Genomic DNA, 14,193 nt, shown 5'->3' on the forward strand with positions numbered 1-14,193 from the left:
CGCATCGCGCTCCGCTGCGCGTCGCGGCTAATCGCGAGGAATGTATAATTAAAAATTAAGAATTAACAACGGAGATTGTGTTGGGGTAACGGATGCTATAAAGATGATGCTCCTACGGAGCAGAATTTCGCGACCCGCGTCCCGCACCTCGCGTCCCGCGACCCACCGCACCGCGCTCCGCTGCGCGTCGCGGCTAACCAAATACTAGCTACCAAAACCAAATTCCAAAACGGCGAGTACAACTCGCCACTACGGGCGGAACGGCGAGTACAACTCGCCGCTACGGGCGGAATGGCGAGTACAACTCGCCGGTACGGTCTACCAGCTCCCCGCGCGGGGGGGTGCGGGGGACGGAGGTTCATTCTTTCCTGGTGACTCGGCTGTTTCCGCTTGGGCGGTCTGGATCACGCCGTCTGCTTCGTCGACTTCCGCGTGGCCTTGCTCAGAACCGTGTGCATCGCCGCGGCGCGGCAGCGGCTTTTGTAGTTCCTTGGGCCGGCCTTCTTGCCAGGCTTGATCCCAGGGACTGCGGTCGGGCCAGTTCCCTCCCCGCAGACATTCCAGCCCATTGTGACCGACCGCGGAGCCGGGATCGATCCATAACCCCCGTTCGTTAAGCTCCATCGTGTCCAGATTAAAGTCCAGGTTGAGCCGTTCGACTTCGTAATTGACCCATACGCTCATAAAATCGTTTTGAACATTCAACAGATCCGACAGTGACGACACCAAATCCCGCGCGGTCGTGGGACTGTAGGTGCTGACCACGCCCGGCTTGGGCGGTTCGCGCAGACGCAGGCGGGAAACTTCCACCTGGTCGATCGCCACCCGCACCGCCGCGCGCCGCAGTTCAAAGTTGGCCTGGTTAAGCTCCATTTGTCGCAGACCGTTGCGCAGGCTTTGGCTCACACGGTCGACAAATGCGTAATAATTGCGGCGGGCTTGCTGGAACTCGATCAACGATTGGCGATAGTTATTACGCTCGGCCACGCGCGTGAGGGGGGCGTCAAATTGCACGCCCACGCGCAGGCGGCCGGTGGCGCTGCGAAAATCGACCGGGTTGTCGCCGACTGTGCGGATATCGCCGCCAAATATCAGATTTAGATCCGCCTCCAGGTCATTGGCGTTAAATTCGATCAGCCGCCAAGTGTCCACCAGCGACGCCCGCGCGTTCATCCAGTCGCGGCGGTTATGGCTGGCAATGGCCAGGGCGTCCGCGGGATCCATTTCAATGGGTAATAGCGACACGCTTTCCGCCCGCGCGCGGGCCTGGATGAGCGACAGCTCCAAAATTTCGCCCGAGAGTTCCACCAGCAAATAGGGCAGGCGGGCCAACAAGAATTTTGCCCGTTCCTGGCCAGCCTCGGTGTCCAGCAGGCTAGGGTCGGCCTGCCAGGCGCTCAACTCCTGCTCGAGTTGCCGTAGTAATTCGGGATAGCGGGCAAAGGATTGCGCGAGGGTTTTAAGCTCCACGGTGAGCTTGTCGGGGAGTTGTTCCAGATCGGCAATGACCAGATCAAATTCATCTGGCTCGGTTGTGGACTGTTGGGGATTGGTCGCGGTCGTTGAATTTGCGCCGGAGAGATTTTCCCCTTGTTCGGCGGTCGATCCAGCGGGTTGCGGCTCGGGCGTGGTTAGTTCCTCCAGCGTCTGGTCGACCAGCGCCGTCTGTTCCGCCGTGTCGGGATTGGACTGCTGGCGGTCGCGGCTTTGTAAACTTTTGAGCATTTGTCGGCGTTCGGGAAACGCGGCGCGGACGTCGCCAATGTCGGCGGCGACCTCCTTAAAGTGAGTGGTCGTTTGCTCATGGACCTGCCGGGCGGTGGCCAGGGCCGCCTGCAAAAACGCCAGATTCTGCCGTAAGGCCGCGGCTTTATCTGGCTGGGCCGCTCCCGCCAGGTTTTCACGTATGCTGATAATCCGCTCGCCCAAGAGTTCCTGCGTGCGGGTGATGCGATTTTGTAGCGGTGGTATCGCCGGGTCGATCAGTTGAAACGCGTCCAGCAGCGGATCGCACAGCGAGATTTCGATATCGGGGGGGAGGCCCAGCGTGATTTTGTAATTGTCCTGCAAATTTTGAAAGTTGGTCCGGGCGGTCAGCAGTTGGCTGCGGGCGTTAAAGAGGGCCTGTCGGCCAAAGTCGACCTGAAAACGGTCGATCCGCCCCGCGTCGTAGGCGGCCTGCAATTGGGCCAGACTTTCGGCCAGGGCGGCGATGTTGGCCTCTTGGTTGTTGATTTGCATTTGCGTTTGCAACAGGCCCATGAATCCACCGGCGGTACCCGCGCCGGCCCCCCCTGCCGCGCCGGTCCCCCCTTGCTGGTTGATATTTCCCTGGGTAGCGACATTGCCAAAGCCCCCACCCAAGCCGGTAAAGCCCGATAGCCCCGCACCGCCAAAAACACCTCCCCGGCGTGATGGTCCCTGGCCAGCGTCGCGACCGGTGACCAACTGCACATAAAAGCCGCGGCGATAGCGTTCCATAAAACGGACATTGGCCAGGAGCGTGCGCTCGGCCAGGGTCAGGCGTTCCAGCACGCGGCTACGCACCCCACCGCGCAACAGCGGCTGCACCAGGCTAAAATCCAACAACGTGGTGGCGGAGTCCGAATCAGTGCCGGAAAACTGCCAGACGAGCGAATTGGCCAGTTCGACCATCAGTTGGCCGCCGCTGGCAAAGAGTTTGTTGGCCTGGACGCCGGTGTCGGTGGTGAGCGTGCTGCGGGATTCGCCCCCCGACCCGGGACGTTGGACGCCATCGGCGGTAAAGAACGTGTCATTCCCGGCAAAAAACTGCACATCAAACCGAAACCGTTCAAAGGTCACATCCAGCGCGGATAAATACAAATCTTCTAGCTCGCGCTGGTAATCGCGGGAATTCATTAATCCCACTAGCACGCTCCCTGGCAAATCCAGGGCTAGTTTTCCCTCCTCGTCGCTGGGGAGATAGCGATGCCAGTCGGGATTTTCCGCCCAGGGGGTGTCGCCATTGCGATGCCAGCAGGGATAGCCGCGCATCCCATCGACGCAGTGCATCAATTCATGGGAGGTCGGGTCATCGGGAGGGAGGGGCTCTTTATCGGGATCAAAGCCGTCATACATCCGCGAACGGGGATCGATTTCGATCGTGTAATTTTGCAACGGCCAGCGTGGGTCATCGGTTTTTTCATGGACGGCGGCGTAGACTTCTTTGTCCGCCTGCTGACGGTACATCCCGCGGGTGCAGCCCGTGGCCAGCGCCAGCAAGCCCAACAGTGGCAACATTTGCAGCCAAGCGAAACGGTATCGCCCCGGCGTAGCCAGTGGGAGACGCGGGGACTTGGTAATCGACTTGATCCAAGAGCTGGGCATGGAGGGTTTTGGCGACAAATCGAAAACGTTCGGAAATTGTGCTTTGTTTCAGTTGTTTCGACAGTGAAACTGGAACGACTTAAACGAATCCGCTGACTGTTAGGGTAACAGCAGCTTTTTGGGTTAAATGGATTGGCATGTCTACAAAACAGGGGTTGTATGGGTAAAATGGGATGTTTTCTGTCAAGGATACTCAGGGGATTGGATGAGACGGTGGAGATATCAGAAATACTAATAGTATGGGTGGGAATGGAAGGGTCCAGGATAAGTAAGAGACCAGGAAAATAACCCAATTAGGCGCAAATTTGCTGTATTTCACCAGTTGCACAGAGTTTTCCATCGTTGCATTTCCTTGACTCTCTGTTTTACCCGATTTATCATCAAATAAGCTAATCTTTACGGCTATCACCTTGTGACGGGCCGGCTCTAGAGGAAATGCGAGAATCGGGACATGGATATTGGCTTATTGGTGTTGATCGTTGCCACCATTTTTTTATTGGTGGGTCTTGTGTCGCTATTTTTAGGGCACAAGTCCTGGCCGATTTACACCATTATTTTGGTGTTTTTGAACATGGCCGCTTCGGTGGCTTTCTTTTATCTGGCTGCGCGGACATTGCAGACCCACAAAAACTGGCGTGAAGCCAACGCCAAGTGGGAGCAAGCCACGGCCGCCAAGCAAGAAGAACTAGACCAGGTTGTCTTAGGTGGCGAAAACGAGGAAGGCGTTGCCGAGCCTAGTTTGGTGACGCTCGAGCGGATGCTGGACGCGGTGGAGTTTCATCGCGGGCGGGCGTGGGGAATCTTGCCGATCGCGGCGGCTAGTAACGTTCGTTTAGGGGGGATTTCGGTCACACCGGAAAATCAGGTTCAATTAACCGTGAACATGGCTATCGAACCGCCGGAAGTTCATGGCATTGAGCCGGGCATGGTGCTGCATGTGTTTCGGGATCGCAATCGCGAAAAAGATGACAAGGCATTACCCAGTCCCGATGACTACCTAGGGTTTTTTAAGGTTGATAAGGCCGAGCCAAAGTCGATCTCGCTGACGCGCATGACATTGGCGGGCAATAACGAAGGTGATCCGCCGGCAAATAACACGCCGTTGATATTGTACGAAACCATGCCGGGGGATGATCATCTGGTATTTAAAAATGCCGATGGCAGTAATCCCACGGAGGCGGAATTGCGAAGCAAGTTCTTTGGCAATTTGCCGGAGGATATTTTGCGGCAGTACGCGTTGGATGGCAAACCGGCGGAAGAGCTGGACCTGGATAAGCTCAGCCCGCATGCCCGCTGGTTGATGGAAAATCGCATCTGGTGGCGGCTGAAGTTTACCAAACCGTATGAACTGGATGCCGCTCAAGTGGACAAACCCCCTGTTGCGGCGGATCCCGCGGCCGACCCCGCGGCGGATCCAGCCGCCGACCCCGCCGCCGACCCGACAGTGGATGAGGCGGGGAATTTAGCGGCGGAATCCAACAAAGTCATGATTAATGAAAACGAAGTGGCTGTGGTGGATCCCGCGACCGCGGCCAAGCTGGTCGCCGACGGCATCGCCCAACCGGATGATAAGGATAGCGAGGGGAAGCCCCAACCGTACAAGGTTTATGTGCGGCCGTTGCATGATTACACGTATGCGTTTCGCGCGATCCAACTTGAACGGCAGCGGATCGAAATGGCAATTGCCGAGAATCAACGCTTGATCGAGGTGCAGACCAAAACCAACGCCACGCTCGAGGCCCAAAACCAATTGCACCAAACGACCACGGCCAATCTGCAGGCTGATATTGCCTCGTTGCAAAAGGAACAGGCGGCGATCGTAGCTTATGGCCGAAAACTGCAGGGCGAACTGCAAAAGATCAGCAAACTGCAATTGGATTTGCGCAAGAAAATCCAAACCGACGCGGCTCAATTTACCAAGATTCAGTTGCAGGCGGCTGAGAAAATCAACCGCGCTAATCCCCTGAGTACCGCGGACGCGGCGGATAACGCCAACCCGGTCAATCTGAACAACGCCAACGCCACTTCCGTTGGCCAATAGGGGGCAAGAGATACGGCGGCTCCCGTAGGGGGGCCCGTGTAACACTTTATCCTCATTCTGTACGACATCATTAGTTTCTTTGCGGAATAAGTTTGCGTCCTGGGGACTTGCGTAATTTGGCAAAGATGTGCCACGCTGGAATTTTTTACTTGGCGTGGGGAAGTGGCGGATTCGATAATTTGAGATAGCTGCGGCGCAATGCCACCCTTGCGCACGATGAGTAACAGCCAGGTCTCCCCCCAGCATCATGCTTTGTGAGTCTAGCGACTCTTTTGTTGCTAGCAAGAATTGCGGATAGCCCTCCGGCCACTCGCAGTTTCATTGCCGCCGTGGCCCGCCGTCATTCATGGATGAATCAACCGGAACTGCGAATTAAACGCGACTATCCGGGGACGCGGCCCCGCAACGACGTGACCGTTGCGTGGTGGAGGGGCGGTTTTTTTCCAGGGAAGGAAAAACAGATGGGACTGGCACGATTTACGCGCGCGGCAGCTCTCGCGGCGGCGGTGGCATTGGCGTTTGAAAATTCCGCGCGAGTCGTGTCGGGCCAGGAACCCGCCGGCACACTTCCCCCGGTGATGGTGGAACCCCCGGCCAACGGGGCGCAAGGAACCCGCGACCCGATCATTGTCGAGCCTGATCCCACGACCGAGGACCAAGGTGCGCCCGCGACCGGCGGCGAGCCTGCTAGCGTTTTTGACAATGCGCAATTGCTCGACCCGCAAAACAGCGACTTGGCACCGGGAGAGTTGTACGGGTACACGCCGCTGGCCAATCAATCGTTTTCCGGGCCAGGAACGCTTGTACCGGGGGTGGATGGGGGCTTGCGGGGCCTGGGCCTGTCGGCCTGGGACGCGCCGCAGCACGGCACCATTATTAATCCCCAAACCTTGATTGAACGCCAGCCCAGCGATATGTCGCGTGCGTTGCAAAACGAGGTTGGAGTGCTGGTGCAGCAATCCGCGCGCGGGCAGGCCAGCCCGTTTATTCGCGGTCTGACGGGTCAAAACGTGGTGATCCTCATCGATGGCGTGCGGGTCAATAATTCGACATTTCGCGCGGGGCCAAACCAGTATTTTAACACGATCGACCCGGGGATGGTCGAACGGATCGAAATCATCCGCGGCGCGCAGTCGGTGCTGTGGGGGTCGGACGCTATCGGCGGTGTGATCAATGTCATCAGTAAATCCCCCAGCCGCGACCGGGGCGATTATGGCCAGCAACATTTCCAAGAGATTTTTAGCACCGCCGACACAGGCACCTACACGCGATTGGACACTCAGGCCTGGACCGGCAATCAGGGAGTTTACGCCGGGGCGAGTTACCTCAATGTGAATGAACTGGAAATTGGCGGCCAGCGCGGGCGGCAACCCTTTACCGACTACGATCAGTATGCGGGGGACTTGAAGTACCAGTTACTGCTCTCGCCCGATAGTTTGCTGACGGTGTCGCTGCAGCATTTTGAGCAAATGGATGTCCCGCGCAGCGATCGCTTTGCGCCGTTTACGTCCAGTCCCCGACCCACGTTTTTTGACCCGCAGCAGCGGGACATGGTGAATTTGCGGTGGGAGGGCGTTGCCTATCAGCCGCTGTTTGACGCGTACGCGGTCACTTTTAATTATTCGCGGCAAAAAGAAGGGGTTCGCGAAACACGCCTCAACAACAACGGCACGGTCAATCGGATCGAAGCGGGGGAATTTGACGTCAACACGTTTGGCACCGTGGTGACCCTGGTCAAGGAGCTGGATTACGCCGGCACGCTGAGCTATGGGGCGGATTATTACTACGACGACATCGACGCCGTCCGCGTCCGGACCAATGGCAATAACGGCGCGCCGATCAATCCCCCCACCATGCTTATGCCGCAATTTCCCAATAACAGCCTGTATGACCGGGCGGGACTGTACGCCGCCTGGAGCGTCCCCCTGACCGACCGCCTGTCAGCCCTGACCGGCGTCCGGTATGAAAACGCCAACGCCAGCGGCACCACGCCCATTGGCAACCAAAATGTGTTCATCGAGCGGTCCTATCAAGACTGGGTGGCCAACGCCGGTCTGACGTATGAAGTGTGCGAGGGGGTCAATCTGGTCGGTGGTTATTATGAAGGGTACCGCGCGCCGAATTTGGATGACTTGTTCGCGGACGGCTCGTTCCTGCAGGGACAATTTCAATCAATCTCTAGCGTCAATGTCGAGCCGGAATACAGCCAAACATACGAGGTGGGCCTGAAATATGACGGTCCCGTGTTGCGCCTGCAGGCGTTTCAGTATTGGAATGATTTTGAAAACGCCATCTTGCGTTACCCGGTGAACACTTCGGGTCCGAACGCGGGGCAGTTTAATCCCAATAGCGCGACGGTGATTAGGGACAACTCTGACGCCTATCTCTATGGCACGGAACTGGGGGGAGAGTTGTTGTTGGACGATTGGCTGGACCGCGCGGGTTATAGCCTGTATGGAAATGTGTGGTATACCTACGGCTTGGATCTGGGAACCAACGGCGTCGGCGCGCCATCCGAACCGTTCTCGCGGATTCCCCCGCTGACGGGGACCCTGGGCGTGCGGTGGCGCGCGCCGGAAATGCGCCGCTGGGTCGATGTGTACGTCTGGATGGTGGACCGGGCCGACCGGTATTCCTTGCTCAATAGAGCCGATGCGCGGTTTATCCCCGGCGGCACGCCCGGCTATGCCACGCTGAACTTGCGGACGGGCCGGACCTGGGGGATGCATGACCAGCACCGCTTGACCCTGGCCATCGAAAACATCACCGATCAATATTACCGCGTGCTAGGTTCCGGCGTCGATGGAGCGGGGATTAACGGTATTATTGGCTACGAATTTACTTATTAGGCGTTGACGGCTCACGCAATTCTCATAATCAACGAGGTTAGTCGCGGAATCATGAGGAATTGTGTTTACAGTCGGGGGATTGCGCCTTGCAAACCGTTCTTTGGCTCGGCAAGATAAAGAAGTAGCCATCCTCACCGCTCCTATTCGGCTTGTCGGCGTGATACGCATCTCCCCCGCTTTACGTCAAAAAATCACCGCCAGCGCGACTTCGCTATTCGCGCATGGAGTGGCGTGCGCGGGTCTGGTGTATTGGGGTTTGTCGCCGGATTCCCGCTGGCAAACGGCGCGGATGCATTCCCGTCGCGGTGTCATCCAGGTGCAGGTCGATTGGTCCCCCAGCCGGGCGGAGCAGGCCCCGGACGCTGTAACCATCGAACCGACGGAACCGATTTTGGTCGAACCAGAGTCAGCGCAGATTGCCGAGCGACGATTTACGCTGCGCCCCGGCAGCGAACTGCCGCAACTAGAACTCTCCACGGATATTGTGGCCGGTTCAGATCAGCCGCAGCCTCCGGATTTGTCGCATGAGCTTGTCGCGCGGACGCTCCCCCAGACCGATCCGCAACCAGCCGAGCAAAGTCCGGTTCCGGCGATTTTAGGTCCCCGGCAAACGGCCATCGCGGGACATGCGGCCCAGCCCGCCACGGCGGCGGGACTAGAGCATTTTGCCGCGGCGGATTTTTATAATAATCCTCCGCCTCAGTATCCCGATGCCCTCCGCCGGGCACGAATCGAGGGACGGGTGATGCTAGAGATACATATCGACGCCCGGGGGGTGGTCACCAGCGTCACCATCCGGCAATCCAGCGGGCAACCTTTGTTTGACGCGTCGGCAGTGGCAGCGCTGCGGCAATGGCGGGCAGCTCCCGCCCGACATCATGGTCGCCCCGTGGCGACCATCGAAATGCAGGAAGTGATCTTTCAACTGCCGGGCAAGCGCTGAGGCGGGTTAGGGACGAAAAATGGGTAGGCAATTTCCAATACATTTTAACAGGAGGAAGCGGAAGCAGCAGAGGAGATATCTGGCAAGTTGAGTGTCCCCCTATCTTCTGGAAATAGAAAAGGACGGGATGACTGTTTCCCCTACACTCGCTTGCTAAGTTTTTCGGCCAGACGTGATAGGGCCTTGCTGACATCGTCCAGGCCCAGGTGAATTTGTATCAGGCTCAGGCCTGTGGGCTGGTCCCACGCCGCCGTCAGGGCGGCGTCAAATTCTCCCTCGGTGCGAACTTCGTAGCCGTGGCCCCCACCCAGGATTTCGGGCAGTTTGGCGTAGTTCCAGGGATGAATATCATTGAAGTCCCCGGGATGTAGGAACCGCTCGGTGCCGTAACCCTTGTTGTCCAACAAAAGCACAATGACCGAGTAGTCATACCGCACGATGGTGCTCAGCTCCATGCCGGTCATTTGAAAGGCGCCGTCGCCGACGACCACCACGACCCGCTCGCGCGGTTTGGCCACGCTGGCCCCCAAGGCTGCGGGAATGCCAAACCCCATCGATGTGTAATACGCCGGGGCCAGATATTCGGTCTTTTGGCGAATGACCAGTTCCGTCGAGGCAAAGAGCGAATCCCCCACATCAGCAATGACCACCGTGTCGTCATCCAGCGATTCATTCAACCGAGCCATGAGCCGGGCAATGGTGATCGGCGCGTCGGGACGGAGCACGTACTTTTCCAGGGCGGCCGCCGGACCCTTGGGTAGTTTGCGCGGCGCGGCTGTGGGTTGCACGCGGGCCAGCTCGCGCAAAAAATCCTCCAACAGCACATCATGGTAATGGTGGTGCCTGATCCGCAGCTGCTCGCTGGTGGCGTAAATGCAGTTGGAGGGATTTAAATTCGCCGTATAAATCCCCAAATTAATATCCGTCATAAAGGTGCCTAACAGCAACACCAGATCGCTTTCCTCGACAAAGCGGGTCACTTCGTCCCGGCCGAGGGCCCCCTCGTACAAGCCCACATACAGCGGGTGGTACTCGCTAATGACGCTTTTGCCCAGCATGGTCGCGGCAATCCCTAGACGGGCACTTTCCGCCAGGGCCAAGAGTTCTTCTTGGAGGCCAAAGCGGTGGATTTCTATCCCCGCGACAATGCAGGGGCGCTGCGCGCGGGCGAGCAGGCTAACAGCCTCGTTGACCGCCTCGGCCAGGGCCGAAGGATCGCTAACGGGGGGGACTTGCTTGAACTGGTAGGGAACATCCGGCACCACGTGCACCATATCGCGGGGAATTTCCAAATAGACCGGCCGCTTAAACCGCACCGCCGCGTCCAACACGCGGTCAATTTCATGAAAGGCGGTCCGGGGATCGCTCAGTTCCGCCCCGGCGACGGTCAGCTTTTCAAAAACCTCGAGTTGTGTGCGAAAATCGCGCACTTTGTGGTGCAACAAGGGATTATTCACCCGCTCGCGCAGGCCGGGGGAACCCGTGATGAGCACGACGGGGGATTTTTCGGCGTAGGCCCCCGCGATGCTATTACACGCGCTCAGGCCCCCCACGCAATACGTCACACAGACCGCCCCCAGGCCGTTAATACGGGCGTAGGCATCGGCGGCAAAACCCGCGCAATCCTCGCGCGTGCAGCCGACGACGTTAATGGGGCTTTCCTCTAAGAGGTGGTAAAAACCCAGCACATAATCGCCGGGAATGCCAAAGATGTCGCGTATGCCGTAATCCTGCAGGCGGCGGATCAGATACTGACCAATACTTAGCCCCGCTACCTCGCCTGGTTCCGGGACGGCGCGCGAGGGACGGCGGTGGAGCGGCAAAATGGTCGGTGTATGTGTCATGGGTCGGACGCGCGGGGTCGGGATAAGTCGCGGGTGGGTGGGATAAGTCGCGGACGAGTGGGAAGCTTCCCGCCGGGCCGCATCAAATTATTGCCCGCGCCCCCCTGCCCGGACAACCGCAGATTCAGATTTTTAGCCGGGTTGGGTGGCAAAAAAATGTGCCGGAACGGCGTTTTTTGGCCAAAATTACGCCTGTGCGAGTCGCCCCCGGCGAATTAGAATATCGCCAGGAGAGTTCCACCGCACTTCACATTTTCTTTGCCAATATGCCGACAATCACCTTTGTAAATGAAAAGCGGGAATTGCAAGTCGCCGAAGGGGCCAATCTGCGCAAGGAAGCCCTGAATGCGGGCATCAACCTGTATTATGGCGTGAATGGTTTTGGCAGCGGGATCAATAAAATTTTTAACTGCCACGGGTTTGGACACTGTGGCACCTGCCGCGTCAAAATTGTCAAAGGAATGGAAAATGCCAGCCCGATGACCGCGACCGAAAAATTCACATGTAATTATAACGTGCTGAGTCCGGCGATGTTTGCCTACATTGGCAACGAAGCTACCATGCGGCTGGCCTGCTGCGTGGAAGTCTTGGGGGATATGACGGTCGAGACCAACCCCCAATTCAACATGACGGGCGACAACTTTTTTAGCTAAGCCAGGCCATTCGGCGCGAAATTGCCCCTGACTCTGTGGCATTTGCCCAGGCCCCCGGCGCAAAAAAACCGCCGCAAATTAGCAGGGACATTTGCGGCGGAACGCGGTTTTGGCAGAACGCAAATTACTTCTTTATCACCCAGATATTGCGGTAGGCCACGGGGTTGCCGTGATCCTGCATCATGAGCGGACCGCGGCCGGGGGCTTCTTGGCCGACGCCGCCAGGAGTGACATTTTTGAATTCCACATTGTCGTGAATCACCACGCCATTGTGTTTGACCGTCACTTTGGCATTGGCGGTCTTTTTACCAGCGGCGTCAAACTTGGCACCAGTAAAATCGATATCATACGTTTGCCAAACCAGCGGCGGCAAACACATATTCACAAGGGGCTGCGCGACCTGGTAAAACCCGCCGCATTCGTTGTTTTCACCGGACAGGCCAAAGGAGTCCAGCACCTGCAGTTCGTAGCGATTTTGCAAGTAGACGCCGCTATTGCCCCGTCCCTGGCCGCTAGCCGTCGGCATAAACGGTGTGCGAAATTCCAGGTGCAGGGTAAAATCCCCCAACTCTTGATCGCAGACCAAATTACCGCCTGGATGGCTGGCTAGGAGACCGTCTTCGGTCACGCTTCCGCCCTGCCAATGTTTTTTATCGTCTTTGCCGCCATAGAGCACGATCGCTCCCTCGGGCGGTTTAGCGCCGAGCGTGGGGCTAGCGCGATCGACCTTGGCCAGGGAGATGGGCTGCGGTTGATCGGGAATGGTCAATTTTGCCGCTGTTCCTCCTGGGGCAACCTCCACCCGGGACAGTTTTCCCGTCAGTTGCAGCGCGCCCTTTTCCACGGTTCCGGAGAGTTTTTCGCCCGGTTCGCTCTCGCGGGTCCAGCCCGCTCCGGGGAGTCCGCCGGTATACAGCACCGCGGTAAACTTGCCATTTCCCCCGGCGATCACTTGCAATCCTAACTCGACGGTTTTGCCGTTCTGAGCAACTTTACCTGTGTATTCTCCCTGATAGGCATAATCATCCCCCGCTTCTTTAGCGTCAGTAAAGAAATCCGCCGCTAAGACCATACCGCAGTAGCCCAGGCCCCAGGCCAGGATGGCTGTGGCGATTTGGATTTTACACATGCTTGACTCCCCCTCAAAAAAAGAAATGATCCTGAACTAACGCACTTCCCACGTTGCTGATTCTCCCCCCGCGCGGGTGGCGGCGGCCCGCCAGACCGGGACGTGGACCTCCTCAGTCACGAATCGCGCCGAACCATCCGCCAGGCCCAGATGCACGCCTCCGGGATGATGGCTGCGGGCCCCGCGCCAGCCATACACCGAAAATCGCTGCGATATGTCCCCCGCGATGCGGTTGGCGATACAGTCAAACCGGTCGGAATTTGGGGGGTAATAATGATTGTAGGCCGCGCAGCGATACTCACCGCTGGCCCAGGAAAAGCCGCGTAGGTTGGTAACGTTCCAGCGCACCGAGCTGTCGCAGGCGGACTCGGTCAAAGGGGCGGTAAAGACAAAGGCATAATCGCTTTGGGGACGGGCGAGCGCGGGATCGATCAGACTTTCCACGCTATCCCCCAACAGGCTTTCGCTAAAAGTCGCAGTTTTTCCCAGACCGTCCGTCACTTGCGCGGCGCGGACGCGGGAATTGACAAAAAACAGGCCGTCGGTTTGGAACGGGGTGCCACCGTCTTTTCCTGTGCCAAAGTTTACCGCGTAATTTGTGGGACCAAATGCCGCCGACACAGCCACGCCCCGGTCGCTGGGGCACAAAAATTCCGGCAAAAGTAATTTCACGCCCTCGAGGTTTTCCGGCGTCACCTGTAAATTCGACCCATACAACGGCACATCCAGGCGCAATGCTTTATACGCCGCGCTTTGTTCCAAATAGGGTGTTAACTGGGCGAGCGCCGACCAGCGGTAAAAAGAATGCGGGGTAAAGTTCGCTTGGGGATACTCGCGCGATTCAGCTCCTACGGGAAAAGCCTTGTTTGCGCCGCGGTAGTTCTCGAGCGCGATATTGAGCTGGTGCAGATTATTCAGACAAGTATTGCGGCGCGCGGCCTCGCGCGCGGACATGATGGCTGGCAGCAACAGCGCTACCAACACCCCGATGATCGCAATGACCACCAGTAGCTCCACCAGCGTGAATCCGGCTTTGGGTCTGGGCATCCGAAATATCGGTATGGTGGGAATTTGCAATAGTTGGATTGCAAATTGGAAATTTTTGTGGCGGGGCCGCGAATGTCAGTGCGGCGGTCAATCACGCTTTAGCATACCAGGGCCGCCACCATCTTGCCAGCAACAGATTTAACCCCACAAACCCTAAAAAGTACATTATTCCCCCCGGTTCCGGAATTGCCGTGACCGCCGGGTGATTTCCCCCCAGCGGATTCCCCACGCCCGAGCCGATGTTACTGTCAATGGGCAGATAGTCGGCAGGGGTGATGACGCCGTCAAAGTCCCCATCCCCCAGCGTCCATCCGCCGGATAGCCCCGGCGTCAGCGTCC

The 14,193-nt window shown here is 57.8% G+C and carries 9 protein-coding genes; 4 read left to right on the top strand and 5 right to left on the bottom strand.

The features are described from left to right. Positions 1-318: 318 nt before the first annotated feature. On the bottom strand, positions 319-3,348 hold the full coding sequence (locus SFX18_05140; GenBank protein MDX1962516.1) for a TolC family protein: 3,030 nt from the start codon (positions 3,346-3,348) through the stop codon (positions 319-321). A 451-nt stretch (positions 3,349-3,799) separates the two neighbouring features. On the opposite strand from SFX18_05140, the gene SFX18_05145 reads away from it, so the two are divergent. The 3 genes from SFX18_05145 (at position 3,800) to SFX18_05155 (ending at position 9,181) form a co-directional block, all read left to right on the top strand. Further along, entirely contained in the window at positions 3,800-5,389 is a 1,590-nt protein-coding gene (locus tag SFX18_05145) for a hypothetical protein (protein ID MDX1962517.1), read from the top strand. Between the two features lie 254 nt (positions 5,390-5,643). After that, positions 5,644-8,238, top strand: a complete 2,595-nt coding sequence (locus SFX18_05150; GenBank protein ID MDX1962518.1) for a TonB-dependent receptor — start codon at positions 5,644-5,646, stop codon at positions 8,236-8,238. A 157-nt stretch (positions 8,239-8,395) separates the two neighbouring features. After that, a complete protein-coding gene (locus tag SFX18_05155; protein MDX1962519.1) occupies positions 8,396-9,181 on the top strand; it encodes a TonB family protein in 786 nt (261 codons plus the stop codon). A gap of 140 nt (positions 9,182-9,321) precedes the next feature. Here the strand turns inward: SFX18_05155 and SFX18_05160 are convergent, their stop codons facing one another. After that, on the bottom strand, positions 9,322-11,025 hold the full coding sequence (locus tag SFX18_05160; GenBank protein MDX1962520.1) for a thiamine pyrophosphate-binding protein: 1,704 nt from the start codon (positions 11,023-11,025) through the stop codon (positions 9,322-9,324). A gap of 176 nt (positions 11,026-11,201) precedes the next feature. On the opposite strand from SFX18_05160, the gene SFX18_05165 reads away from it, so the two are divergent. Further along, complete coding sequence (locus SFX18_05165; protein ID MDX1962521.1) at positions 11,202-11,678, top strand: 2Fe-2S iron-sulfur cluster-binding protein; 477 nt, start codon at positions 11,202-11,204, stop codon at positions 11,676-11,678. Positions 11,679-11,802: 124 nt separating this feature from the next. Here the strand turns inward: SFX18_05165 and SFX18_05170 are convergent, their stop codons facing one another. From SFX18_05170 to SFX18_05180, 3 genes are all read right to left on the bottom strand, one after another. Next, positions 11,803-12,807 carry a DUF1080 domain-containing protein gene (locus SFX18_05170; GenBank protein ID MDX1962522.1) on the bottom strand — a complete coding sequence of 335 codons (1,005 nt, stop codon included), beginning with the start codon at positions 12,805-12,807 and terminating at the stop codon, positions 11,803-11,805. Positions 12,808-12,843: 36 nt separating this feature from the next. After that, positions 12,844-13,854 carry a DUF1559 domain-containing protein gene (locus tag SFX18_05175; GenBank protein MDX1962523.1) on the bottom strand — a complete coding sequence of 337 codons (1,011 nt, stop codon included), beginning with the start codon at positions 13,852-13,854 and terminating at the stop codon, positions 12,844-12,846. Positions 13,855-13,945: 91 nt separating this feature from the next. Next, positions 13,946-14,193 (bottom strand): hypothetical protein (locus SFX18_05180; GenBank protein ID MDX1962524.1); only part of this gene is annotated, 248 nt, incomplete at its 5' end.

The organism is Pirellulales bacterium (assembly GCA_033762255.1).
In the GTDB taxonomy this organism is placed as follows: domain Bacteria; phylum Planctomycetota; class Planctomycetia; order Pirellulales; family JALHPA01; genus JANRLT01.

What these genes read in the sequence shown, in the direction of transcription:
- SFX18_05140 (MDX1962516.1), bottom strand. Translation starts at nt 3,348, where the DNA reads ATGCCCAGCTCTTGGATCAAGTCGATTACCAAGTCCCCGCGTCTCCCA.
- SFX18_05145 (MDX1962517.1), top strand. Translation starts at nt 3,800, where the DNA reads ATGGATATTGGCTTATTGGTGTTGATCGTTGCCACCATTTTTTTATTG.
- SFX18_05160 (MDX1962520.1), bottom strand. Translation starts at nt 11,025, where the DNA reads ATGACACATACACCGACCATTTTGCCGCTCCACCGCCGTCCCTCGCGC.
- SFX18_05170 (MDX1962522.1), bottom strand. Translation starts at nt 12,807, where the DNA reads ATGTGTAAAATCCAAATCGCCACAGCCATCCTGGCCTGGGGCCTGGGC.
- SFX18_05175 (MDX1962523.1), bottom strand. Translation starts at nt 13,854, where the DNA reads ATGCCCAGACCCAAAGCCGGATTCACGCTGGTGGAGCTACTGGTGGTC.